This is a genomic window from Streptomyces sp. NPDC038200 (assembly GCF_055600785.1).
In genome coordinates this window covers 142,627-166,087 of sequence record NZ_JBVJYH010000016.1, presented here as the reverse complement: position 1 = coordinate 166,087, position 23,461 = coordinate 142,627, and the positions used below count along the sequence as shown (strand labels likewise).

Sequence of the window (23,461 nt, the reverse complement as noted above, 5' to 3'; positions counted from 1 at the left end):
GGCCCCGCCCGCCCGCCCCTTCACGGACGAACGCTCAGCTGCGCCCCGCGGGGGCGCGGGGGACCGCGCGAGCGACCAGCCCGCCCGCGCGGTCCCGCACGGCGATCAGCGCTTCCCCGCCTTCCGGGTGGCCCTCAGCCACTCCCTGTTCATGCTCGTGATCGACACCAGCGGAATCCCCTTCGGGCAGGCGGTGGCGCACTCGCCGGTGAGCGTGCATCCGCCGAACCCCTCCGCGTCCATCTGCGTGACCATGTCCAGCACCCGCGTCTCCCGCTCGGGCGCCCCCTGCGGCAGCACGTTCAGATGGTTGATCTTGGCGGAGGTGAAGAGCATCGCCGCCCCGTTGGGGCAGGCGGCCACGCACGCCCCGCAGCCGATGCACTCCGCGTGTTCGAACGCGAAGTCGGCGTCGGCCTTCGGCACCGGCGTGGCGTGGGCCTCCGGCGCGGAGCCGGTGGGGGCGGTGATGTAGCCGCCGGCCTGGATGATCCGGTCGAACGCCGACCGGTCCACCACCAGGTCCTTGATCACCGGGAAGGCGGACGCCCGCCACGGCTCGATGTCGATCGTGTCGCCGTCCCGGAAGGACCGCATGTGCAGCTGGCAGGTGGTGGTGCGCTCCGGCCCGTGCGCGTCGCCGTTGATCACCAGCGAGCAGGCGCCGCAGATGCCCTCGCGGCAGTCGTGGTCGAAGGCGACCGGCTCCTCGCCGGAGAGGATGAGCTGTTCGTTGAGGACGTCCAGCATCTCCAGGAAGGACATGTCGGGCGAGATGTCGTCCACCTCGTAGGTGGACATCGCTCCTTCGGCGTCGGCGTTCTTCTGCCGCCAGACGCGCAGGGTGAGCTTCATGCGTAGCTCCGCTGGGTGGGGTGGACGTACTCGAAGACCAGGTCTTCCTTGTGCAGGACGGGGGGTTCGCCGGTGCCGGTGAACTCCCAGGCGGCGGCGTAGGCGAACTCCTCGTCCCTGCGGGCCGCCTCGCCGTCCGGGGTCTGGGACTCCTCGCGGAAGTGGCCGCCGCAGGACTCGGCGCGGTGCAGTGCGTCGAGGCACATCAGCTCGGCGAGTTCCAGGTAGTCGACGACGCGGTTGGCCTTCTCCAGCGACTGGTTGAACTCCTCGCCGGTGCCGGGCACCTTGATCCGGCGCCAGAACTCCTCGCGGATCTGCGGGATGCGTTCCAGCGCCTTGCGCAGTCCGGCGTCGGTGCGGGCCATGCCGCAGAACTCCCACATCAGTTCGCCGACTTCGCGGTGGAAGGAGTCCGGGGTGCGGTCGCCGTCCACCGACAGCAGCAGGTTGATCCGGTCCTCGGTCTCGGCCAGCACCTCCTGCACGACGGGGTGTTCGTCGGTGACCGGGTCCTGGTGCGGGTTGCGGGCCAGGTAGTCGTTGATCGTGGCCGGCAGCACGAAGTAGCCGTCGGCCAGGCCCTGCATCAGCGCCGAGGCACCGAGCCGGTTGGCCCCGTGGTCGGAGAAGTTGGCCTCGCCGATCGCGAACAGGCCGGGGACGGTGGTCTGCAGGTCGTAGTCGACCCACAGGCCGCCCATCGTGTAGTGCACCGCCGGGTAGATCCGCATCGGCACCTCGTACGGATCCTCGTCGGTGATCCGCTGGTACATGTCGAAGAGGTTGCCGTACTTGGCCTCGACGGCCTTGCGCCCCATGCGCCGGATCGCGTCCGCGAAGTCCAGGTAGACGCCCTGGCCGCCGGGCCCGACCCCCCGGCCCTCGTCGCAGACGTTCTTCGCGGCGCGGGAGGCGATGTCGCGCGGGACCAGGTTGCCGAAGGAGGGGTAGATGCGCTCCAGGTAGTAGTCGCGCTCCTCCTCGGGGATCCGGTTCGGCGGGCGGGTGTCGCCCTGTGCCTTGGGCACCCAGATCCGGCCGTCGTTGCGCAGCGACTCGCTCATCAGCGTCAGCTTGGACTGGTGGTCGCCGGTGCGCGGGATGCAGGTGGGGTGGATCTGGGTGAAGCAGGGGTTGGCGAAGAGGGCGCCGCGCCGGTGCGCCCGCCAGACGGCGGTCGCGTTGGAGTTCATTGCGTTGGTCGACAGGTAGAAGACGTTGCCGTAGCCGCCGGAGGCGAGGACGACGGCGTCCGCGAAGTAGGTGTCGATCTTCCCGGTGATCAGGTCCCGCGCCACGATGCCGCGGGCCCGCCCGTCCACGACGATCAGGTCGAGCATCTCGGTGCGCGGATGCATCTCCACGTTCCCGGCGGCGATCTGCCGGGACAGCGCCTGGTAGGCGCCCAGCAGCAGCTGCTGGCCCGTCTGCCCGCGGGCGTAGAACGTGCGGGAGACCTGCACGCCGCCGAAGGAGCGGGTGTCGAGCAGGCCGCCGTACTCGCGGGCGAAGGGCACGCCCTGGGCCACGCACTGGTCGATGATCTCGACGGAGATCTGCGCGAGCCGGTGCACGTTGGACTCGCGGGCCCGGAAGTCGCCGCCCTTGACGGTGTCGTAGAAGAGGCGGTGGATCGAGTCGCCGTCGTTGCGGTAGTTCTTCGCCGCGTTGATGCCGCCCTGGGCGGCGATCGAGTGGGCGCGGCGCGGGGAGTCCTGGTAGCAGAACTGGACGACGTGGTAGCCCTGTTCGGCGAGCGTGGCGCCCGCGGAGCCGCCGGCCAGGCCGGTGCCGACGACGATGATCGTGTGCTTGCGGCGGTTGGCGGGGTTGACCAGCTTGGCCTCGAAGCGGCGGGTGTCCCAGCGCTCGTGGACCGGGCCGGAGGGTGCCTTGCCGTCGACGGCCGGTTCGCCGGTCGTGTAGTTCACGTAGTCGGTCATGTCAGCTCACCACTCCGGTCATGACGCCCACGGGTACGGCGATGAAGCCGGCCGTGAGCAGCAGCGCGAGGATGTCGGCGACGGTCTTCAGGGCGCGGTCGCGGGTGCGGCTGCCGACGCCGAGGGTCTGGGCGGCGCTCCAGAAGCCGTGCCGGATGTGCAGGCCCAGCGCGAGCATCGCGACGATGTAGATGACGTTGCCGTACCAGGTGGAGAAGGTGTCGACCACGTTCTGGTACGGGTGGCCCTCCTGGAAGCCGCCGGAGTGCACGGTGCCGGTGGTCAGGTCGAGGATGTGCCAGACGATGAAGAGGCCGAGGATGATGCCGCCCCACCGCATGGTGCGGGTGGCGTAGCTCGCCCGCGGTTTCCTGTGCACGTACTTCTCCGGCCGTGCCTTGATGTCGCGGCGGCTGAGCTGGTAGGCGGACGTGGCGTGGGCGACCACGGCGACGACGAGGACGATCCGGACGAGCCAGAGCGTCCACTCGTAGTGCATGAAGGGTTCGCCGACCGTGCGCAGCCAGTGCGCGTAGTGGTTGAACTCCCCCGCACCGAAGAAGATCTTCAGGTTGCCGATGACGTGGGCGACCAGGTACAGCAGCATGATCACGCCGCTGACGGCCATCACCGTCTTCTTGCCGACGGAGGAGTCCCACAGCGTGCGCGCCATGGACGGCCGTCGGTCCGTCCGCGTTGCCAGAGCCATGCGCACGACGCTAGGGCCGAACAGGCCAATCGGTCCAAGACATGGTCCGGCTGGATTCAATAGACAAAGGCTATCGTGACACCATGCAGTTCCAGCAGCTCCAGTATTTCGTCGCCGTCGCCGAGACCCGGCACTTCACCCGGGCCGCCGAGCTGGTGCACGTCGCCCAGCCGTCACTGTCGCAGCAGATCAAGGCGCTGGAGCGGGAGCTGGGCGCGGATCTCTTCCTGCGCGCGCGGGGCAACATCACGCTCACCGACGCCGGCGAGGCCCTGCTGCCGCTGGCCCGGCGCATCCTGGCCGACGCGGACACCGCCCGGCACGAGGTGCTGGAGCTGGTGCAGCTGCGGCGGGGGCGGGTACGGCTGGGGGCGACGCCGAGTCTGTGCACGGGCCTGCTGCCGGATGTGCTGCGCGCCTTCCACGACCGGTACCCGGGGATCCGCCTGCTGATCGAGGAGGGCGGCTCGCACGACCTGGTCCGGGAGCTGGCCCGGGGCGCGCTCGACCTCGCGCTGGTCGTGCTGCCGCTGCCGACACCGGCGCCCGCGCTGACCACCGTGGAGCTGCTGCGGGAGGATCTGGTCGTGGTGTCCTCCCCGGAGGCGCCGGAACCCGGCCGGGGCGGACGGGTCGTCGAGATCTCCGATCTGGAGGGGGAACGGCTGGTGATGTTCCGGCACGGATACGACCTGCGGGAGCTGACCGTGGCCGCGTGCCGTTCCGCCGGGTTCGAGCCGGATTTCGCCGTGGAGGGGGGCGAGATGGACGCGGTGCTGGGGTTCGTGCGGGCCGGTCTCGGCGTGGCCGTGGTGCCGCGGATGGTGGCCGCTCGGGCGGGCCGGGGGCTGCGCGTCACCCCGCTGGCCCGCCCCGGCCTGCACCGCACGATCGCCCTGGCCCACCGCAGCGACGTGGCTCCGCCGCGGGCGGCCCGGGAGCTGCAGCGGATGCTGCTGGAGCGCTGACGCGGTGCGCGGTCAGCCCAGGACGGCCGGCCTGAGCACCTCCTCGCACCACGTACGGAAGGCGGTGGGCGCGGTCCCGGGCGTGGCGGACGCCGCGATTCCGTAGAACCCCTGTGCGGAGGTCGCGGCGGCCAGGTCCGCCAGGCCCTGGGCCCACGCCTCGCTCGCCCCGTACCGCAGCAGCGTCGCCTTGTACTCCGTGCCGCCGAGCCGCCGGAAGCGGACCGGCCTGTCCAGCACCTCGGCCACGACCCGCGCCATCCCTTCCGGTGTCAGCGCGTCGGGGCCGACCACGGGGACGTCGTCCTGCCCCGTCCAGGAAGCGTCGAGCAGCAGCCGCGCCGCCGCCGCGCCGAGGTCGCGGGTGGTGCAGGTGCGCAGCACGCGGTCGCCGGGCGCCGCCATGGCGAGCACACCGTCGTCACGGATCGCGCCGGCCTGGTGGAGCAGGTTCTCCATGAGGTACGGCGGGCACAGCGCCCGGTAGGAGACGCCGGTGGCCCGGATCGCCTCGTCCAGGGCCAGCGAGGCGGAGATCTGCCCGGCGTTCTCGGCGACCCCGCGGCCCAGGGTGGAGACGGCGACGACCCGCTCGACACCGTCGGACGCGATCGCGTCCACGAGAGGCCGGGTGAAGTCCTGGAAGTGGGCTTCGACGCTGTCGGCGGCGGGCCTCGGCGGCACCAGCCAGAACACCCGGTCGGCGCCCGCGCACGCCTTGGCCGCGACGTCGGGGTCGGCGTGCGAGCCGCGGACGACGTCCACGCGGGCCCGCACCCGCGCGGGGAGGCGCTCGGGGTCGCGGACGACCACGCGGACCGGTCCCGCCGCGTCCCCGGCGTCGAGGAGCAGGTCGAGGACGCGGCTGCCGATCTGGCCGGTCGGGGTGGTGACGAGGATCAAGGGAGACTCCGGAAGCTCTGCGGAACAGGACGTCCCCGAGCCTCCTCCGCATCGCCCGGGAACTGAAGGATCGACCGGATCAGGGTTGTTACCCTGAGGGCAATACCGAGCAGAGGGAGAGCCGTGGAGTCCCGCCCGTTGCGCTACTTCGTCGCCGTCGCCGAGGAACTGAACTTCGCCCGCGCCGCCGAGCGGCTGGGCATCTCACCGCCTCCGCTGTCCCGCGCGATCCGCCGGCTGGAGGCGGATCTCGGTGTCACCCTGCTGGAACGCACCACCCACAGCGTCGCGTTGACCCCGGCGGGCGAGGTGCTGCTCGCGGAGGCGCGGATCGCGCTGGACGCCCTCCAGGCGGCCGGGCGCAGGACGCAGCGCGCGGCGGGCCCGGAGCCGCGACTGGTCCTCGCGGTCAAGGCCGACGGGGACGCGGGGCTGCTGGAACCGCTCCTGACGCACTACGCCACCGATCCCGCCGCGGCCCCGGTCTCGGTCCGGCTGTGCGGATGGCAGGAACAGCCGCGGCTGCTGCGGCGCGGCGAGGCCGACGCCGCGCTGGTCCACGAGCCGTTCGACCGCACCGGCCTGGACAGCGAGACGCTGACCGTCGAGCCCCGGGTGGCGGTCCTCGCCGCCGCCCACCCGCTCGCCGCCCGCGACCGGGTGCACCTCGCCGACCTCGGTCTGCGCCCCGGTGATCTGCACCGGTTCCTGGAAGAGATGCGGCGCGAGGGCCGCGACCTCGCGCAGCTGCTGACCCTCGTCGCGCTGGGCCGGCTGGTCACCGTGCTGCCGGCCTCCGTCGCCGGACGGTATCCGCGTCCGGGCGTCGTCTACCGGCCCGTCCCCGACGCACCGCCCTCGATGCTGGCGATCGCCTGGCCGCAACAGTCCCGCTCCACGGCCACCGCGGCACTCGTGCGCGCCGCTGCCGCCGTGGCCGCGGCGGTGCGGGAGGGGCAGGATCCGCCCGCCCGCTCGACCCCGGCCGCTCGGCCTCAGCCCGTCGCGTCCGCCAGTGCCAGCTCGTGCAGCCGCTCCGGCGGGCCGGGGCGGGCGTAGTACCAGCCCTGGGCCGTGTCGCAGCCCAGGATCCGCAACTGCTCGGCCTGGGCGCCGGTTTCCACGCCCTCCACCGTGACCGCCAGATCGAGGCTGTGGGCCAGGGAGACGATGCCCTCGACGATCTTCAGGTCGACGGGGTCGGCGGGGAACTGCTGCATGCCCTGGGTGAAGGAGCGGTCGAGCTTGAGGACGCTCACCGGGAGGCGGCGCAGGTTGGCGAGGTTGGAGTAGCCGGTGCCGAAGTCGTCCAGGGCGATGTCGACGCCCATCTCGGCGAGCCGGCGCAGGGGTTTGAGCAGGTCGTCGTCGGCACCGATCAGCGCGGACTCGGTGACCTCCAGGCACAGCGCGTCCGGGGCGACTCCCGCGCGCTCCAGGATGTCGACCGTGTCCTGCACCAGCCCGGGATGGCTGAGCTGGCAGGGCGAGAGGTTGACGTTGATGCGCAGCGGGCCGGCCGTGGTCCGGTCGCCGTGGCGCTCGCGCCAGGCACGGGCCTGGCGGATCGACTCCTCCAGGACCCAGCGGCCCAGCGGGACGATGAGGCCGGTGTGCTCGGCGAGCGGGATGAAGCGGTCGGGGCCGAGCACGCCGTGCTGGGGATGCAGCCAGCGCACCAGGGCCTCGGCGCCGCGCACGCTGCCGTCGCCGAGATGGACCAGGGGCTGGTACTCGATGAAGAACTCGCCGCGTTCCAGGGCCGTCGGGAGGGCCGTGGTGAGACCGTGGCGGGTGATCGCGCGGGCGTCGGCCTCGGGGTCGGCGAGTTCCGAGCGGTTGCCGCCCGCCGACTTGGCCCGGTACATCGTGATGTCGGCGCTGCGCAGGACCTCCGCCGCGGTGCGCTCGCCCGCGGGTCCCTCGACGATGCCGAGGCTGCCGCGGACCAGCAGGTCGCGGCCGTCGATGCTGACCGGCGTGATCAGCGCGTTCATGATGCGCTCGGCGAGTTCGTCCACCTTGCGCTCGGTGCCGGGGCCGGTGGTCAGGGCCACGAACTCGTCGCCGCCGAGCCGGGCGACCATCTCGCCGGGTGCGGTCGCGCACGACTGGAGCCGGTCGGCGACCTCCACCAGCAGCCGGTCGCCGGCCGCGTGGCCCAGGCTGTCGTTGATGGTCTTGAAACCGTCCAGGTCCAGGTAGCACAGGCCGAAGCGCTGGCCCTCGGCGGCGTTCAGGGCCTTCTCCAGCCGCTCGAAGAACAGCGTGCGGTTGGGCAGGCCGGTCAGGGCGTCGTGGGTGGCCTCGTAGCGCAGCCGGAGGTTGAGCAGGCGGCGCTCGGTGGTGTCCTCCATGAGCGCGAGCTGGTACTGCGGGGCGCCGTCGGCGTCGCGCAGCAGGGAGACCGTCAGGTTGGTCCACAGGACCGTGCCGTCGGGGCGGTTGAAGGCCTTCTCCACGTGGTAGTGCTCGCGGTCGCCGTGCACGAGTTCGTGGTAGAGCCGCCAGATCTGCGGGGCGTCCTCCGGGTGCACCCAGTCCTGGACGCGCCGGCCGCGCAGGGTCTGCTCGGAGAGACCGAACATGCGCAGCAGCGCCTCGTTGACCTGGAGGACGTTGCCGTCCAGATCGGCGATGCCGACCCCTATGGCCGCGCCCTCGAACACCGCCCGGAAGCGGGCCTCGCTCGCGTGCAGCGCCTGGGCCACCACACCCTGGGCCTGCAACGCGGCCTGGGCGATGGCCTCCTGCTCGGCGAGGGTGCGCTCGCGCAGCGCCTGCGCGTACCCGGCGGCCATCGCGTGCTGCAACCGCGAGGAACGCATGCGCAGTTCGTCCTGGGGGCCGTCCTCGCCGCAGTACAGGACCAGGTAGGCGTCGACGCAGTCCAGGGAGCGGGCCAGCGCCTCGGGGTCGGTGCAGTGCGCCCCGACGAGGGCGGCGCCGACGGCCTTCGCCGCGTCGGCGTCGAAGCTGCGGGCGCGCAGCAGCCGGCTCAACCGGCGTGCGAGCGGCAGGAGTTGTTCCTCGAACTCGGCGCGGGTCAGCGACGTCGAGGTCACCGGGAAGACCGCCCGGCCCCAGATCGTCGTCAGCCGCCGCAGTCTGTCCTCCGGCCCGTCCGGCTCCGCGCTCACGCCGTACGCCCCACGCCGGCGAACCCGGAGAAGGCATAGGGATCCTCGTCCTCCGGCGCCGAGTCCGGGCGCCAGTGCGGCATCTGCACCAGTCCGGGTTCCACCATGTCGTACCCCTCGAAGAACCGCGCGATCTCGTCGCGCGAGCGCATGATCAGCGGGTTGCGAATGCCCTTGTATACGTCCACCGCGCCCTCGGCCCGCTCGGCGGGCAGCGGGATTCCCTCGTACGAGGCATGGGTGAGGATCAGCAGGCTGCCGGGCGCGAGCGCCTTGCGCAGCTCGGCCACCGCACCGTACGGGTCGTCCGCGTCTTCCACGAAGTGCAGTATGGCAACGAGCAGGAGGGCCACTGGCCGATTCAGGTCGATCAGCCGCTCCAGTCGGGGACTGGCGAGGATCTCGTGGGGCTTGCGGAGGTCGGCGGCGACCACGTCCGTGTCGTCGTCGCCCGCCAGCACGGCCTCGCTGTGGGCGACGGCCACCGGGTCGTGGTCGACGTAGACCACGCGGGCACCGGGTACGGCCGCCTGGGCCACCTCGTGGACGTTGCCGAACGTCGGGATGCCGGAGCCGATGTCGAGGAACTGGGTGATGCCCTCCCCGGCGGCGAAGCGCACGGCCCGGCGCATGAACGCCCGGTTGGCCTGCATGATCTTCGGCAGGCCCGGCATGAACTCCATGGCCCTGCGGGCCGCTTCCCGGTCGACCTCGAAGTTGTGCGAACCGCCCAGGTAGTAGTCGTAGATCCGCGAGACGCTCGGCACCGAGATGTCGATGCTCCGTGGTGCCCAGGCGGGACGCTCCATGTATCTCTCCAAGGCGTGGACAGGTGTAGGCGATCCGGTGTTCGAGCTGAGGCTACTGATCGCCCGCCAAAGGAGCGACCCGAAACGGAAATTGACCATCCGTTCCCGGTCACTGCCTGCGGCAAGTGCCCGTATGGCCCCGCTGTGTGACGGCTGTGCGCCGCCCGCCGCCTTCCCTGCGTTCCCCGGACACAACGATCCGCCCCCTCCGTGCGGTGCGGAGGGGGCGGATCTTCGGTCGCGCGCCGGGTCGGGCGGGGCGATCGACCCTGGGGAGGTGATCTAGTTGCCCGGCGCGCCGACCGGCTTTCCGTCGGGCGAGACGGCGTACCACGTGCCGCCCACGCCCTGACCGTTGGTGTCCCCCGGGGCCTTGTCCCCGGAGAAGGTGTAGATCGGCCAGCAGTTGACGGTCATCTGCTTGACCCCGTCGGGGCGGGTGAAGGGCATCAGGCCCTTCTTCTTCACGCCCTCGGTGTCGTCCGCGTTCACCGGGCCGACGGCCGGCCACTTCTCCAGGCACGCGCCGGTGCAGTTGGAGACGGACTTGGGCCAGGCCTGGTCCTTCATGAAGCGGTAGACCGTCCGGCCGTCCTTGTCCACGACGATCTCGCCGAGCTTGGGGTCCTTGTGGACGGACAGGCCGGGCAGATCGGACAGCTTGGCCTTCTTGCCGGTCGGAGCGAGCGCGAACCACTTGCCGCCCACACCCTGGCCGTTGACGTCACCGGCGTTGACGTCCTTGGCGTACCGGTAGGCGGGCCAGCCGCCGATGGTGAGCTGCTTGGAACCGTCGGCACGGGTGACCTCGCCGAGCAGCGCCTTGTCGATGCCGGTGCCGGCGGTGGCGTCGTCGGCGGGGACCGGCGGCCAGGTGGTGGCGCAGTCTCCGGCACAGTTGGACTTGGGCGGGTTGGCGGTGTCCTTGTCGAACCGGTAGAGGGTGAGGCCGGAGCCGTCGGTCACCACATTGCCCAGGTCGGGGTTGCTGGCCACGGCGAGCTTGCCCGCGGGGGTGACCGGGGCCGGAGAGGCCGAACTCTTGTCGCCGTCGGCGCCGTAGCCGTTGCCCGCGCCGGTCGTGGTGCCGCTGCCCGGGTTGCCGTAGTCGCCGGCCGCGGCCGTGGCCCCGACGTTCTGGGCCGCCGAAGCGGGAGTGGTGGTGTTGTCCTGACCGCACGCCGTCGTCAGCGCCAGCACCGAGGCGGCTGTGGCCACCAGTGAGGCGGTCCGCCAGGAGGTATTCATCGTCGACTCCCCATTATCGCCTGGATATCGCAGCGCCTGCCACGCCGCCGCACGACCATGGGTACGCACCGCGGGGGTCGTCGTGTTCAACGGCGGCCGGAAATTCTTTCCGGCACCTGTGCCGCGGTCCGTCGGCGGAGTGCGCACATCCGGACGGATGGTGTGATCCAGGCTCTTCAGGCCGTCAAACCATTGATCACGTGATCTCCCCCTTTCGGAGCAATCTCGGCGCACTACGGCGTACGGCCGCGTCGCGCGCCTCATGATCTCCGTCGTGCATGGACCCGAAGTGACTCGATGCGCGCCCACGGCACGGGGGTTGGCCCTGATGGCGCTGACCTGGACCCTGGTGGGCTGCCCGGTCGGCAGCGCGTCGGCCGACGCCTGCGCGTACGCCTCGGCGGGCCCGGACGGCACGGTGGCGGTGGCCCGCGCCGGCGGCCACCACTGGCCGCCTCCGCCCTGTCCGACACCGACCCCGCCACCGTGTCCGCCCACGCCCACGCCCACACCGACGCCCACACCGACGCCCACCCCCACTCCCCCGCCGAAGCCGACCCCTCCGCCCAAGCCGACACCCAAGCCGACGCCCACTCCGGAGCCCACGCCGACGCCCACGCCGAAGCCGGAGCCCACGCCGAGGGCGCCCGCCCGGCCCGCTCCGGCGCCCCCGGCTCCCCCCGCTCCCCGGCCGACCCCCACACCCACCCCGACCCCGAAACCCACGCCGAGGCCGACCCCCAGGCCCACTCCCCGGCCCTCCTCGACCCCGGTGAGCTTCCCGGCGTACCACCCGCACGCCATCAGCCACCCCCCGCGCGGGCGCACCACGCCCGTCACCTACGTCCTGCTCATCACCGTCCCCGCGATCGTCGCCGTCGCGGCGCTGCGCCCGCGCTGACGCGCCGGCACCCTCACCACTGGAGGCATCACTTGTCGGATTGGCTTGTTCTCGTCCTCGCGATGCTGGCGGCCTGTGCCGTGGTGGTCGTCATCACACTGGTGCGGCACCGGGCCGTCGCCGAGGACGAGGATCCCAGCGAGACCCCGGACGTCATCGAGTACATGACGATGTGGATCGGCGTCATCTACGCCATCGTCCTGGGTCTGGCCATCGCGGGCGTGTGGGAGGCCCGCAACACGGCCCAGGACCAAGTGCAGTCCGAGGCCCAGGCGCTGCACGAGATCTCGGAGCGGGTCCGGGTCTACCCGCCGGAGGTCCGTGACCGCATCCGGGCGGACCTGGACGCCTACGTCGGTTACGTCGTGCACACCGAGTGGCGCGAGATGGCGGACGAGGAGCAGGTCACGGACCGCGGCACCGCACTGCTGCAGAAGGTCCGGGCGGACGTCACCGACTATCGGCCGAGCAACGACTTCGAGGCGCAGGCCTACCAGCCGCTGCTCGACCAGCTGGCCGCCGCCGACCAGGCGCGCAACGCGCGTGCCGACTCCACCGGGGCCACCATGCCGTCGGTCGTGTGGTGGGGGCTGATCACCGGTGGGCTCATCACGGTCGGGATGGTGTTCGCCCTGCAGATCCGGCGCACCCGGCGGGAGCTCATCCTGGCCGGTCTGTTCTGCGCGACCATCACCTTCATGCTGTTCCTCATCTGGGACTTCGACGCGCCGTTCAGCCGGGGCATCGCGGTGACCGCGGAACCGTTCCTCAGCCTGTTCCCGGGCGCGACCGGATAACCCCCGGCCGCGGGAGCGGAGTCCGCCGACCGATCGCGTCTCGACAGGCCGTCGCCCCGCTCCCCGCAGGGGACCGGGGCGACGGCCTGTCGAGACGTGTGCGCCCTGCCGAGGGGACGGAGGGCGGGCTCACGGGCGGACGGGGGCTCAGACGCGCTTCTCGTGCCGCCTGCGCAGCCAGAAGGCACCACCGCCGATCAGCGCCGAGGCCACCAGGCCGCCGCCGATGGCCATGTCGGTGGGCGTCGCGCCGGTGATCCTGCTTCCGCCGATACCGCCGTTGACACCGCCGAGCACGGTGAAGGCGTCACGGCGGGTCAGGGTGCGGCCGTCGCAGCGGACGGTGACGTCGTACCGGCCGCGGCGGACGTCGTGGTCGACGACGGCGACACCCCGTGCGCTGTCGTCGTGGAACGGCTCCAGCCGGATGGTGCCGAACGCGTCGGAACTCGCCGTGCCGCCCCGGCAGCCGTTCACGATGACGGTGAGACGGCCCCCGGGGGAAACGATGTCGGGAGTGACGAAGATGTCACGCGAGCCGAAGCCCTCATGGCCCCCGCGCCCCTCACCGCCGAAATCGTCCCCGCGGCCGAAGTCGTTTCCGCGGTTGCCGCCCTCGCCCCCGCGGCCGTTGCCGAAGCCCTCGCCCCCGCGGCCGTTGCCGAAGCCCTCGTTCCCACGGCCGTTGCCGAAGCCCTCGTTCCCACGGCCGTTGCCGAAGCCTCCGTTGCCGCGGCCGTTGTTGAAGCCCTCGTTCCCACGGCCGTTGCCGTTCCCGTTGCCGTTCCCGTTGAAGTTCCCGTTGCCGTTGAAGTTCCCGTTGCCCGGCAGGCGACCGTTGCCGTTGAAATTCCCGTTGCCGGGGAAGACGCCGTTGCCGGGGAGGACGCCGTTTCCGCTGAAGGTGCCGATGTTGCCGGTGCCGGGGACGACGACCGTGGTGTCGGTGTTGCTCGGGCCGCCCCCGTTGCCCATGCCGTCCGCGACGGCCACGGGGGCGGCGAGCCCGAGGACGGCGACCGTGGTGCACGCCGCCGCCAGGGCACGTTGGTTGCGCATGTGATCCTCCGCGGGAGGTCACCGGGGCCCGTCCCCGGTGGATCGGCGAGAAAGCACCTCCCGGGACGACCCTCAGACGCGCGGAACACGCCCGCATGTCGAGAATGGTCCGTCCTGGTGATCCGACACGCCGACAGAAAACCACACAATCCGATATTGCCGCAGGTCACGGACCGTCAGAAAATTCCTGTGAACGGCAACTCGGATGGCGCACCGAACGGGCGCCGGGCCACCCGTTCGCCCATGGCCCCGTCGCCCGTCGCGTGCGCGGGATTTAGCGTTTTCCCATGCGCGATGGACGTGGCGGCGACCGCGTCGAAAGGGGATGGCGAATGTCTGCGTCCAAGCTCTCCGAGCTTTTCGAAGAGGAGGAGCGGCGGAGGAAGCGCGCCCCGTGGGGCGTCATAGCGCTTGTTCTGCTGACCGGTCTGGCACTCATCCGGAACGGCTCCGGGGAGTTCGACGTCGGCCCGCCGCAGCCCGCCTCGGCGGCGGCCCCGGACGCCCGGGCCACGCTGGGCACCTTCGCCCCCGCGCCCGCCTCGCTGCCGTTCTCCGTCGTGCAGCGGGTCCGGATCCCCGCGATCCAGGTGGACGCGCCCGTCGTGCCGGTCGGCCTGGACACGGACGGCTGGGTCGCCGCGCCGCCGCCGGAGAACCCCGGCCTGGCCGGCTGGTTCACCGGCGCCGTCTCCCCCGGCGAGAAGGGCACCGCGGTCGTCGTCGGCCACGTCGACAACAAGCAGGGCCCCGCGGTGTTCTACGGCCTCGGCGCGCTGAAGAAGGGGAACCAGGTCGAGATCCTGCGTCAGGACGGAAGGACCGCGGTGTTCGAGATCTACGGCGTCGAGGTCTTCGAGAAGAACAACTTCCCCGGTGACCGGGTGTACGGCTCGAAGGGGACACCGGAACTCCGGGTCATCACCTGCGGCGGCGGTTTCTCGAAGCAGAACGGATACGACGGGAACGTCGTCGTCTTCGCCCGCCTGGTCGCGGTCACCTGAAGCGCCGCGGACCGGCGGGCGGAAGGCCGGCGCGGGCCGGCGAGGCCCGGGATCGGCGCGGGATCGTCACACGCGGCGGGGCGGCACGACGAGGTGGTATCCCGAGTCGATGAGACGGGGAAGCCACTCGCGGATCGCGCTGACGGTCTGCGAGCGGTCGCCCCCGGCGTCGTGGGACAGGACCACGACGCCGGGGGCGGCGCCGTTCTCCACCTGGTCGATGATGGTGCGGGTGCCGGGCTCCATCCAGTCGGTGGTGTCCACGGTCCAGGCCATCGGCTCCATGCCCATCTCGGCTCCCAGCTGGAAGGCCGCCCGGTTCCAGGCGCCGTAGGGGGCGCGGAACCACTGGGGGCGTTCGCCGTAGGTGTCCTCGATGACGGCGCTGGTGCGCTCCATCTCCGAGCGGATCTCCTTGCGGCCGAGCGTCGTCAGCAGCGGGTGGGTCCAGGTGTGGTTGCCGACGACATGCCCCTCCTCGGCCATGCGGGCCACCAGTTTCCTGTTGTCCACGACGCACTCCCCGCACACGAAGAACATCGCCCGGACGTCGTACTTGGCAAGGGTGTCGAGGATGTGCGGGGTGTAGTCCGGGTGCGGGCCGTCGTCGAAGGTCAGCACCATGTGCCGGCCGCGTCCGGAGACCTGGAGGATGGGCTGCGTGCGCACCTTGAGCTTGCGGGGCCCGGTGCGCGGTGGCCCCCATCCGGTGATCGGCTGGAGCCGGTAGGCGGAGGGCGCCAGCGCCTGGCGGGCCTGCGGGCCGGCGGCGGGGGCCGTGGTGCTCCGGGCGGTCTCCTCGCCGCCGGAGGCCAGGACGGCTCCGGCGGTACCCGCGGCTCCCAGTGCGGCGGCGCCGGCGAGGAGCATCCGGCGCCGCGTGAACAACTGATCCTTCTGCATGACCCATCAGTCGCCCCGTCGGGCTCCGCCGCGCCACAACGGCTCCGGTGCGGCGGCGGGAATGCACCCGGACAGCGGAGTGAGCGGTCCGCTCAACGGCGGCGCACGAGCGGGAACGGGAGCGTCTCACGGATCGTCAGGCCGGTGAGGAACATGACGAGCCGGTCGACGCCGAGGCCGAGGCCGCCGGTCGGGGGCATGGCGTAGGAGAGGGCCTGGAGGAAGTCCTCGTCCAGTTCCATGGCCTCCGGGTCGCCGCCGGCGGCCAGCAGCGACTGCTCGGTGAGCCGGCGGCGCTGTTCGACGGGGTCGGTCAGCTCCGAGTAGGCCGTCCCGAGTTCGGTGCCGAAGGCGACGAGGTCCCAGCGTTCGGCGAGCCGGGGGTCGGCGCGGTGCTGCCGGGTGAGCGGGGAGACGTCGGCCGGGAAGTCCTTGTAGAAGGTGGGCGCTCCGGTCCGGTGCTCGACCAGCCGCTCGTACATCTCCAGTACGACGTCGCCGGGACCGTCGTCGGCGGTGTACGGCACCCCGGTGCGGTCGCACAGCCGGTGCAGCCGCAGCAGTTCGGTGCCGGGGCCGATCTCCTCCCCGAGCGCCTCGGAGAGCGCCCCGTACACGGTCTTGACCGGCCAGGTCCCGGAGATGTCGTGCTCCTCGCCGTCCTTGCGGGCCACCGGGGCGCCGAAGGCGGCGATGGCGGCGCCCTGGATCAGTTCGCGGGCGAGGTCGAGCATGACGTCGTAGTCGGCGTGGGCCTGGTAGGCCTCCAGCATCGTGAACTCGGGGTTGTGCTTGTGGGAGACGCCTTCGTTGCGGAAGGTGCGGCCCAGCTCGAAGACCTTCTCCAGGCCGCCGACGCACAGCCGCTTCAGATACAGCTCGGGGGCGATACGCAGGTACAGGTCGAGGTCGTAGGCGTTGATGTGGGTGGTGAAGGGGCGGGCGTTGGCGCCGCCGTGGATCTGCTGGAGCATCGGGGTCTCGACCTCCAGGTAGCCACGGTCCAGCAGGCCCTGGCGCAGGGCCTGCACGGCGGCGGAGCGGGCGCGGATCACGGCCCGGGCGTCGGGGCCGGAGATGAGGTCCAGATAGCGGCGGCGGACCTTGGCCTCGGGGTCGGCGAGGCCGCGCCGCTTGTCGGGCAGCGGGTGCAGGCACTTCCCGGTGAGCTGCCAGGAGGTGACGAAGACGGTGGGTTCGCCCCGGTCGCTGGACCGGGCACGGCCGGTGACGGTGATGTGGTCGCCGATGTCGGCGTCGGCGGTGAAGCGGTCGAGCCGCGGACCGGAGCCCTCGCGGGTGAAGGCGATCTGGTGGTCGCCGGACCAGTCGCGGAGCACGGCGAAGACGATGCCGCCGAAGTCGCGGACCAGCATCACGCGTCCGGCGACCCTGACGTCCTCGCCCGGTGGTACGTCGGCGAGGGCGTGGGTGGGTGCGGGGACCCCCACGGGATAGGGGTCGGTGCCGCGGGCGCGCAGCCGGTCGAGGGTGCGGTACCGGACGCGGACCTGGTCGGGCAGGCCCGCGTCCGGGGCGGCGGGCCCGGCCTCGTCCCCTCCGTCGGGGCCGAGCACCGGCCGGGACGGCAGGTCCGCCGGGACGGCGGCCCGCTGCCCGGTCTTCGAGTGCCCCTTTCCCCACAGTTTGCGCAACGACGGTACGGAGACGAAGCCTTCGGCGATACCGGAGGCGAGTCCGATGCGGGCGAGGGAGGCGGTGTCGCCGTAGCAGATGAAGCGTGGGTACCACTCGGGGTGGTACTTGGCGTTGGAGCGGTACAGGGCCTCCAGCTGCCACCAGCGGGAGAAGAACAGCAGCAGGCGGCGCCAGAGCCGCAGGACCGGCCCGGCGCCGATGCGGGCGCCCTCCTCGAAGACCGACCGGAAGACCGCGAAGTTCAGGGAGATCCGGCGCACGCCCAGCTTGGGTGCCGCGGCGCACAGTTCGGCGGCCATGAACTCCATCACACCGTTGGGGGCGGTCCGGTCACGGCGCATCAGGTCCAGGGATACGCCGTCGCCGCCCCAGGGCACGAAGGAGAGCAACGCGAGCAGCCGGCCGTCCTCGCCGAGGGCCTCCACGAGGAGGCAGTCGCCGTCGGCGGGGTCGCCGAGCCGGTCCAGGGCCATGGAGAAGCCGCGCTCGGTCTCGGTGTCCCGCCAGGCGTCGGCCTTGTCGACGATCTCCTCCATCTCGCGTTCGGTGAGGGCGGCGTGCCGGCGGACGCGGCAGACGGCTCCGCTGCGGCGGACCCGGTGCACGGCCTGCCGGGTGACGCGCATGTCCCGGCCGCCCAGGTCGAAGGAGGCCACGTGCACGACGGCCTCGTCGCCGAGCTGGAGGGCGCCGAGGCCGGCGCGGGCGTAGGCGCGGGCGCCGTCCTCGGAGGCGCCCATCACGGCGGGCGCCCAGGCGTGCCGGCGGGCGGTGTCCAGCCAGGCGTCGATGGCGTGCGGCCATGCCTCCGGGTCGCCGACGGGGTCGCCGCTGGCCAGGCACACGCCGGCCTCGACCCGGTAGGTGACGGCGGCCTTGCCGCTGGGCGAGAAGACGACGGCCTTGTCGCGCCGGGTGGCGAAGTAGCCGAGGGAGTCCCGCGCGCCGTACGCCTTCAGCAGGGCGCGGATGCGGGTCTCCTCGTCGCCGTGCAGGGCGGCTTCCAGGCGCTGCGAACGGAACAGCGTGGCGGCGGCGTTGAGGAGGGCGAGGGCACCGAGCAGGCCCAGCACGAAGGTGATCCGGCGCGGCGGGCGACCGGTGAAGGCGCTGCCGGAGACCAGTCCGCCGCACACCCGGTCGGCCGCCCAGGCCAGGTGCTGGGCCGCCGGGAGGCTGCCCGGGAAGAGCAGCAGCAGGCCCCAGCCGAGCAGGATCGCCACGGCCAGCCCGGCCATCAGCACGGCGAGCGCCCGCCACACGGCGCCCCGGCGGGAGGCGGCGTAGAACTCCCTCCGGGCCACCACCAGCAGGAGCAGCAGCAGCGCGCACAGCACCAGGGAGGGCAGCGACGCGGCGTACAGGCCGACGGCGACGCCGAGCACGTCGGAGAGGACGAGCAGGCCGAGATAGACGACGACCAGCCACCAGGCGATCTTCTTGCGGGCTGCGGTGGCGCCGGCCAGCAGGAACAGGAAGACGGCGTAGGCGAGGTTGGCGCTGATGGGCACCAGCAGCAGGTCGAGGGTGCGGACGACCGGGCGGAGGGGGCCGCGCAGCGGGGCGATGATCGCGAGCAGGGCGCACAGCAGGCCGAGCGCGGCGAACAGGGTGGCGAAGGCCTCCGGGACCCAGCCGAGGCGCCGGACGGCGGGCGGGCGTGTCGGACCGCCGGCGCCTCTGCGGGCGGCCGGCTCCGCGGTGGCGGTCATGGTTCCGACTCTAGGAAGGGCCGGGGCGCCCCGCCCGTCGAGCGGGGCCCGCGCGTGGGCTGGAACTGCTGATTCCGATAGCCTCGGTCCGTGACGGAACAGCACGGACATCGCTCGCACACGTTCGAGCGGGGAACGGACGGGCCGAAGGTCATCGTCGTCGGGGTGGACGGCTCCGACTCCTCGCTGCGTGCCGCCGCGTACGCGGGCGGTCTGGCCCGGCGGCAGCACGCGCTGCTGGCCGTGGTGTACGTGCAGCCGGTGCTCGCGGCGGGCGCGGCGCTCGGGGCGCCGGTGGCCGAGACGACCGACGAGATCGCCGAGGATCTGATCGCGCAGATCCGGGAGGCCGCCGAACGGGTCAAGGGGATATTCGAGGTGCGCTGGGAGTTCCACACCTTCCGCGGCGACCCCTACAACGGCCTGGTGAGGGCGGCGGACGAGCTGAAGGCGGACGCGGTGGTGGTGGGTGCCTCGGAGCAGGCCGGGCACCGGATCATCGGCTCGGTGGCGGTGCGGCTGGTGAAGGCGGGACGCTGGCCGGTGACGGTCGTGCCGTAGGGCGCCGTGGCCGGCCGCGCCGCGGGCCCGCCCCGTCGTCGGCCGCCGGGACCGGCCGGAGGCGGACACCGGCCGGGGCCGTGCGTGGCGTCTTCCCTGCGGCGCCTCGCTGAGCCATCATGATCCGCCGTCAGCCGTTTGCCGACGGTGAAGAGGTGAGGCTTGTGAACAGGCTCCGTGCGGGTGAGGGGATTCTCCGCCGCAAACCCATTGAGCACATCGAGGAGACCGAGGTCACCGAGGGCACCAGGCTGGACAAGTCGCTGGGCCTGTGGCAGCTGACCGCGATCGGCGTGGGCGGCATCATCGGTGCGGGCATCTTCACGCTGGCGGGCACGGTGGCGAACGGCAAGGCCGGACCGGCGGTACTGGTGTCGTTCCTGGTCGCCGGTGTCGCCAGCGCCTGCGCCGCGCTGTCGTACGCCGAGTTCGCGGGGCTGATCCCGAAGGCGGGGTCGGCGTACACGTACGGCTACGCGGTGCTGGGCGAGTTCGCGGGCTGGTTCATCGGCTGGGACCTGCTGCTGGAGTACACGGCGATCGTGGCCGTGGTGGCGATCGGGATCTCCGGCTACTTCGGCTTCCTGGTCCAGGACCTGGGCGCACAGCTGCCCTCGTGGATGCTCGGGGCGCCCGGGACGGGCGCGGGGCACCGGGTCGACCTGTTCGCGGTCGTGCTGTGCCTGCTCATCGCCTGGCTGCTCAACCTGGGCATGCGCAGCGCCGCCCGCTTCGAGACGTTCGTGGTGGCACTCAAGGTGATCGTGGTGCTGGTGGTGATCGGGGTGGGTGTGTTCCACATCCACACGGCCAACTACCACCCGTTCTTCCCGTTCGGCATCGGCGGCGCGTTCACCGGCGCGGCGACGGTGTTCTTCGCCGTGTTCGGCTACGACGCCATGTCGACCGCGGCCGAGGAGTCGAAGGACGCGCAGCGGCACATGCCGAAGGCGATCATCTACTCGCTGGCGATCTCGATGGTGCTGTACGTCGCGGCCTGTCTGGTGCTGACGGGCATGCAGAACTACAAGGACATCGACCCCGAGAGCGGCTTCTCCTCGGCGTTCAAGTCGGTGGGTCTGGACCGGCTCGCGGACGTGATCGCGGTCGGCGCGATCATCGGCATCCTCACCGTGATGTTCACGTTCATGCTGGGCGTGACCCGGGTGTGGTTCTCGATGTCCCGTGACGGGCTGCTGCCCAAGTGGTTCGCCAAGACGCATCCGACGCGGCACGTGCCGACCCGGGTGACCTGGATCGTCGGGGTGGCCTCGGCCCTCATCGCCGGCTTCCTGCCGATCGGCGAGGCGGCCGAGCTGACCAACATCGGCATCCTGCTGGCGTTCGTCGTGGTGTGCGTGGCGGTGATCGTGCTGCGTTACCGGCAGCCCGACCTGCCGCGCACCTTCCGCACGCCGTGGATGCCGTTCGTGCCCGCGCTGGGTGTCCTGTTCTCGATCTGGCTGATCACGTTCCTCCAGTGGCAGACCTGGCTGCGGTTCGCGGTGTGGTTCCTGATCGGCTGCGTGATCTACTTCGGCTATTCCTACAAGCGGTCCGAGCTGGCCGGACGGCGGCCCGCCGAGTGAGCCGGAGCTGATCACTCCGCCATGACCAGGCCGTCCTCGGCGGCCCCGCGGCTGAGGACCACGTTCCTGATCCGGTCGCGGACCGCCTCCAGTCCGGCCCCCTGGGCGATGGCCCTGTTGAGGTCGACGACCCGGCCGGCGTCCAGGTCGTACAGCTGCGGGATGAACTCGGCCCTGGTCACCCGCCAGGGCTCGCCCGGACCGGCCGGCGGAGCGAAGGTGAAGCGGCCGAGGGTGGACTGGTTGCCGCGCGGGTCCTGGACTCCCTCGCCGTTGTACATCTCGCCGGCGATCTGGTCGCCCATCCCGTAGACCACCCAGGTGCCGTTGACCTTCTCGTACGCCTGCGGGACGTGCGCGTGGGTGCCGAGGATCAGGTCGATGTCGGGGTGGCCGTCCGTGGCCGAGGCGGTGAGCTGCTGGGCGAGGGTGAGCTGCGTCCGGTCGGGTTCGTCCTGCCATTCGGTGCCCCAGTGCACGGAGACCACGACCACGTCGGCGCCGCCCCGCCGGGCCGCGCGGGCGTCGGCGACCATCCGGTCGGCGTCCATCAGGTTGACCGCCCAGGGCTGTCCGTCCGGCAGCGGGTGGTCGTTGGTGCCGAAGGTGTACGACAGATGGGCGACCTTGGCCCGGCCCGCCCGGAAGAGCGTCAGCAGCCGGGCCTCGGCCTCGCTGCGGGCCGTGCCGGCGTGCCGCAGGCCGGCCTCGTCCATGGCGTCGAGGGTGCGCCGGATGCCGGCGGCGCCGTCGTCCAGGGCGTGGTTGGAGGCGGTGGAGCACCCGTCGTAGCCGGTCGCGGCGAGGGCCCCGGCGATCTGTGGCGGGGACTTGAAGACGGGGTAGCCGGCGTAGTCGCCGTCCGCGCCGTAGACGGTCTCCATGTGACACAGCGCCAGGTCGGCGCCGGCGACGACGGGCTGGACGCCGCCGAGCATGGGGCGGAAGTCGTAGCCGTTGCCGTCGGCGTCGTAGGAGGCCCGCTCGATGACGGAGGTGTGCGGCAGGACGTCTCCGGAGGCGACGAGGGTGAAACCGCCGCCCGCCGAGGGCGCCGCGTGCCCCTGTGCGCCGGGCTCCTCCCGCTGCTGGTTCCGGCAGGCGGCCCCGGCCGCGAGAACGGCGGTCAGGACGAGAGCCACCTGCTGCCTGCGTCCGATCATCAGCTCACCCCAAGATTGTCGTATATACAGACGAAGCCGTGACGGGCATATGGGTATGAATCTGATGAGCCGGATAAACAGGACGGGCGGCGTCATTAACCCGTCCGGTGCCTCGCGGACCGCTCGTCCGACCGTTCGCCGACGCGATCGACCGTCCGTCGCACGACCGGGTCCGCACCCTGTCCGCCGGCCGCGTCCTGCGCTGCCATACCGCCATGACGGCCGGAACCTCACTCACCCACGGGACGACGACCGCCGAGCACGAGCTGGCCGCGCTCCAGCGCGAACACGGCGGCCCCCTGTTCGCCCTGCTGCTCAGGCTCTGCGACGGCGACCGGCAGCGCGCCGAGGATCTCGTCCAGGAGACCCTGGTGCGCGCCTGGCAGCACCCGGAGGCGCTGCACGCCGAGGACTTCGACTCCGTACGGCCCTGGCTGCTCACCGTGGCCCGGCGGCTCGCGATCGACGCGCGGCGGGCCCGGCAGGCGCGGCCCCCCGAGATCGGTGACGCGGTCCCGGAGAACGCGCGGGTGACCGCCGATCACGCCGAGCGGTCCGCGGCGATGCTCGACGTCCGGGAGGCTGTGAAGACACTCACGCCGGACCACCGTGACGTGCTGGTACTCGTGTACTTCCTCGGGGCCAGCGTGGCGGAAGCGGCTCAGACCCTGGGGATTCCGCCGGGTACCGTGAAATCCCGCGCGTACTACGCGCTGCGCGCCCTGCGCCGGGTCCTCCCGGGTTATACGGCCGACCTGCGGTGAAACCGGAGGCCGGGTCAAGCCTCGGTAAAGCGCCTTGCTGTAACCCCCGTTCGGGCAATGGGCTGTCCTCATCCGCGTTCCGGGCGGGCAGGGGCCGCGCGGCCCCGAAGGGCTCGGGCGACGCGCACGTACCGGAGGAAGGGCAGGAAGGGATGCTGCACAGAGGTCACGAGAGCACGGACGGCACCGGCGGCGGTGAACTGGCCGTCCCCATGGCGTGGTTGTACGCCGAGTACATCGCCGACGAGCTGCTGCGCACCGGCGATCTGATGCCGCCGACGTCCTTCGAGTTCCGGGCGGGCCGGGACGCGCTGGCGCTGACCGTCTTCCTCTCCGACACCGACGGGGAGCTGTCCGGCATCCGGGTGATCTCCCAGCTGGAGAACTGGCTGTCGCTGACCGCCTACGACCAGCCGTGGCAGGACTGGGTGCGGGCGCGGATGGCCGAGCTGACCGAGCGGGCGGCGGCCTCCGGCGCCCCCTCCCCCGACCTGGCGCTGGCGGCGGACGCCTGGCGCTGGCTGGAGGAGACCGAGCTGCTCGCGCCGGACCTGGACGCGGTACCGGGCGGCGGGGCGGTGTTCGGGGAGGACGAGGGGCCGAAGGTGTGGACCCCGGCCTGGCGGCTCGGGCTGCCGCTCGGGCACCTGGCGATCCACCTCTTCTGAATCTTCTGGAATTCACACCAATCCGCGGGCCGGACCGCTCCGAATCTCTTGTCCGGGATTCTGTGCGCGGCTTGAGTGATTCGGGCGTCGGCTGCGTACGGGT

At 71.9% G+C, this 23,461-nt stretch carries 20 protein-coding genes; 9 read left to right on the top strand and 11 right to left on the bottom strand.

The features are described from left to right. Positions 1–105 precede the first annotated feature (105 nt). The 3 genes from ACZ7KF_RS28855 to ACZ7KF_RS28845 are packed head-to-tail and all read right to left on the bottom strand — an operon-like array spanning position 106 to position 3,474. A complete protein-coding gene (locus ACZ7KF_RS28855) occupies positions 106–855 on the bottom strand; it encodes a succinate dehydrogenase/fumarate reductase iron-sulfur subunit (RefSeq protein WP_471081103.1) in 750 nt (249 codons plus the stop codon). Next, positions 852–2,801, bottom strand: coding sequence for a fumarate reductase/succinate dehydrogenase flavoprotein subunit (locus ACZ7KF_RS28850; protein WP_471081100.1), 1,950 nt, complete (start codon positions 2,799–2,801; stop codon positions 852–854). Before ACZ7KF_RS28850 ends, ACZ7KF_RS28855 begins: the two co-directional genes overlap by 4 nt. Before the next feature lies 1 nt (position 2,802). Continuing rightward, a complete protein-coding gene (locus tag ACZ7KF_RS28845; protein WP_471081311.1) occupies positions 2,803–3,474 on the bottom strand; it encodes a succinate dehydrogenase in 672 nt (223 codons plus the stop codon). Positions 3,475–3,593: 119 nt separating this feature from the next. Between ACZ7KF_RS28845 and ACZ7KF_RS28840 the strand changes: the two genes are divergently transcribed. Beyond that, positions 3,594–4,478, top strand: coding sequence for a LysR family transcriptional regulator (locus tag ACZ7KF_RS28840; RefSeq protein WP_225826612.1), 885 nt, complete (start codon positions 3,594–3,596; stop codon positions 4,476–4,478). 12 nt (positions 4,479–4,490) lie between these two features. Here ACZ7KF_RS28840 and ACZ7KF_RS28835 read toward each other — a convergent pair whose 3' ends face one another. After that, positions 4,491–5,381 (bottom strand): NAD(P)H-binding protein, encoded by an 891-nt coding sequence (locus ACZ7KF_RS28835; protein WP_471081097.1) that lies wholly within the window; start codon positions 5,379–5,381, stop codon positions 4,491–4,493. Between the two features lie 123 nt (positions 5,382–5,504). Between ACZ7KF_RS28835 and ACZ7KF_RS28830 the strand changes: the two genes are divergently transcribed. Next, complete coding sequence (locus ACZ7KF_RS28830; protein WP_471081094.1) at positions 5,505–6,440, top strand: LysR family transcriptional regulator; 936 nt, start codon at positions 5,505–5,507, stop codon at positions 6,438–6,440. Here the strand turns inward: ACZ7KF_RS28830 and ACZ7KF_RS28825 are convergent. The 3 genes from ACZ7KF_RS28825 to ACZ7KF_RS28815 form a co-directional block, all read right to left on the bottom strand. After that, a complete protein-coding gene (locus ACZ7KF_RS28825) occupies positions 6,377–8,521 on the bottom strand; it encodes a putative bifunctional diguanylate cyclase/phosphodiesterase (protein ID WP_471081091.1) in 2,145 nt (714 codons plus the stop codon). The two genes, ACZ7KF_RS28830 and ACZ7KF_RS28825, sit on opposite strands and share 64 nt — an antisense overlap. Then, the gene (locus ACZ7KF_RS28820; protein WP_471081088.1) at positions 8,518–9,330 is read right to left on the bottom strand and encodes an SAM-dependent methyltransferase; all 813 of its coding nucleotides are present in this window, start codon (positions 9,328–9,330) and stop codon (positions 8,518–8,520) included. The genes ACZ7KF_RS28825 and ACZ7KF_RS28820 overlap by 4 nt, the downstream gene beginning before the upstream one ends. Before the next feature lie 282 nt (positions 9,331–9,612). Next, positions 9,613–10,578: an SCO0930 family lipoprotein gene (locus tag ACZ7KF_RS28815; RefSeq protein WP_471081085.1), complete on the bottom strand. Its 966-nt coding sequence runs from the start codon at positions 10,576–10,578 to the stop codon at positions 9,613–9,615. A 772-nt stretch (positions 10,579–11,350) separates the two neighbouring features. On the opposite strand from ACZ7KF_RS28815, the gene ACZ7KF_RS28810 reads away from it, so the two are divergent. Together ACZ7KF_RS28810 and ACZ7KF_RS28805 are read left to right on the top strand one after the other, a co-directional pair. Then, a complete protein-coding gene (locus ACZ7KF_RS28810; protein ID WP_471081082.1) occupies positions 11,351–11,479 on the top strand; it encodes a hypothetical protein in 129 nt (42 codons plus the stop codon). A gap of 32 nt (positions 11,480–11,511) precedes the next feature. Continuing rightward, positions 11,512–12,276 carry a bestrophin-like domain gene (locus tag ACZ7KF_RS28805; protein ID WP_471081078.1) on the top strand — a complete coding sequence of 255 codons (765 nt, stop codon included), beginning with the start codon at positions 11,512–11,514 and terminating at the stop codon, positions 12,274–12,276. A gap of 147 nt (positions 12,277–12,423) precedes the next feature. Here ACZ7KF_RS28805 and ACZ7KF_RS28800 read toward each other — a convergent pair whose 3' ends face one another. After that, entirely contained in the window at positions 12,424–13,335 is a 912-nt protein-coding gene (locus ACZ7KF_RS28800; RefSeq protein ID WP_471081075.1) for a hypothetical protein, read from the bottom strand. 332 nt (positions 13,336–13,667) lie between these two features. Between ACZ7KF_RS28800 and ACZ7KF_RS28795 the strand changes: the two genes are divergently transcribed. Beyond that, positions 13,668–14,339 carry a class F sortase gene (locus ACZ7KF_RS28795; protein WP_471081072.1) on the top strand — a complete coding sequence of 224 codons (672 nt, stop codon included), beginning with the start codon at positions 13,668–13,670 and terminating at the stop codon, positions 14,337–14,339. Positions 14,340–14,405: 66 nt separating this feature from the next. Here the strand turns inward: ACZ7KF_RS28795 and ACZ7KF_RS28790 are convergent, their stop codons facing one another. Together ACZ7KF_RS28790 and lysX are read right to left on the bottom strand one after the other, a co-directional pair. After that, entirely contained in the window at positions 14,406–15,242 is an 837-nt protein-coding gene (locus ACZ7KF_RS28790; RefSeq protein WP_471081069.1) for a polysaccharide deacetylase family protein, read from the bottom strand. A 92-nt stretch (positions 15,243–15,334) separates the two neighbouring features. Then, positions 15,335–18,613 (bottom strand): bifunctional lysylphosphatidylglycerol synthetase/lysine--tRNA ligase LysX, encoded by a 3,279-nt coding sequence (lysX, locus tag ACZ7KF_RS28785; RefSeq protein ID WP_471081066.1) that lies wholly within the window; start codon positions 18,611–18,613, stop codon positions 15,335–15,337. Positions 18,614–18,703: 90 nt separating this feature from the next. Between lysX and ACZ7KF_RS28780 the strand changes: the two genes are divergently transcribed. Continuing rightward, entirely contained in the window at positions 18,704–19,174 is a 471-nt protein-coding gene (locus tag ACZ7KF_RS28780; RefSeq protein WP_471081062.1) for a universal stress protein, read from the top strand. Between the two features lie 164 nt (positions 19,175–19,338). Beyond that, positions 19,339–20,763, top strand: coding sequence for an amino acid permease (locus tag ACZ7KF_RS28775; RefSeq protein WP_471081058.1), 1,425 nt, complete (start codon positions 19,339–19,341; stop codon positions 20,761–20,763). An 11-nt stretch (positions 20,764–20,774) separates the two neighbouring features. On the opposite strand, the gene ACZ7KF_RS28770 is transcribed toward ACZ7KF_RS28775, so the two are convergent. Continuing rightward, entirely contained in the window at positions 20,775–21,926 is a 1,152-nt protein-coding gene (locus tag ACZ7KF_RS28770) for a CapA family protein (protein WP_471081055.1), read from the bottom strand. A 215-nt stretch (positions 21,927–22,141) separates the two neighbouring features. Here ACZ7KF_RS28770 and ACZ7KF_RS28765 point away from each other — a divergent pair, with 215 nt between their 5' ends. Further along, on the top strand, positions 22,142–22,690 hold the full coding sequence (locus tag ACZ7KF_RS28765) for a sigma-70 family RNA polymerase sigma factor (protein WP_471081052.1): 549 nt from the start codon (positions 22,142–22,144) through the stop codon (positions 22,688–22,690). A 152-nt stretch (positions 22,691–22,842) separates the two neighbouring features. Then, complete coding sequence (locus tag ACZ7KF_RS28760) at positions 22,843–23,358, top strand: hypothetical protein (RefSeq protein ID WP_471081050.1); 516 nt, start codon at positions 22,843–22,845, stop codon at positions 23,356–23,358. The last annotated feature ends 103 nt before the right edge of the window (positions 23,359–23,461 follow it).

Bases quoted from the DNA above. Each gene is read 5' to 3' on its own strand.
- ACZ7KF_RS28855 (WP_471081103.1), bottom strand. From the start codon at position 855: ATGAAGCTCACCCTGCGCGTCTGGCGGCAGAAGAACGCCGACGCCGAA.
- ACZ7KF_RS28790 (WP_471081069.1), bottom strand. From the start codon at position 15,242: ATGCAGAAGGATCAGTTGTTCACGCGGCGCCGGATGCTCCTCGCCGGC.
- ACZ7KF_RS28760 (WP_471081050.1), top strand. From the start codon at position 22,843: ATGCTGCACAGAGGTCACGAGAGCACGGACGGCACCGGCGGCGGTGAA.
- ACZ7KF_RS28845 (WP_471081311.1), bottom strand. From the start codon at position 3,474: ATGGCGCGCACGCTGTGGGACTCCTCCGTCGGCAAGAAGACGGTGATG.
- ACZ7KF_RS28850 (WP_471081100.1), bottom strand. From the start codon at position 2,801: ATGACCGACTACGTGAACTACACGACCGGCGAACCGGCCGTCGACGGC.
- lysX (WP_471081066.1), bottom strand. From the start codon at position 18,613: ATGACCGCCACCGCGGAGCCGGCCGCCCGCAGAGGCGCCGGCGGTCCG.
- ACZ7KF_RS28795 (WP_471081072.1), top strand. From the start codon at position 13,668: ATGTCTGCGTCCAAGCTCTCCGAGCTTTTCGAAGAGGAGGAGCGGCGG.
- ACZ7KF_RS28820 (WP_471081088.1), bottom strand. From the start codon at position 9,330: ATGGAGCGTCCCGCCTGGGCACCACGGAGCATCGACATCTCGGTGCCG.
- ACZ7KF_RS28770 (WP_471081055.1), bottom strand. From the start codon at position 21,926: ATGATCGGACGCAGGCAGCAGGTGGCTCTCGTCCTGACCGCCGTTCTC.
- ACZ7KF_RS28800 (WP_471081075.1), bottom strand. From the start codon at position 13,335: ATGCGCAACCAACGTGCCCTGGCGGCGGCGTGCACCACGGTCGCCGTC.
- ACZ7KF_RS28840 (WP_225826612.1), top strand. From the start codon at position 3,594: ATGCAGTTCCAGCAGCTCCAGTATTTCGTCGCCGTCGCCGAGACCCGG.
- ACZ7KF_RS28815 (WP_471081085.1), bottom strand. From the start codon at position 10,578: ATGAATACCTCCTGGCGGACCGCCTCACTGGTGGCCACAGCCGCCTCG.
- ACZ7KF_RS28765 (WP_471081052.1), top strand. From the start codon at position 22,142: ATGACGGCCGGAACCTCACTCACCCACGGGACGACGACCGCCGAGCAC.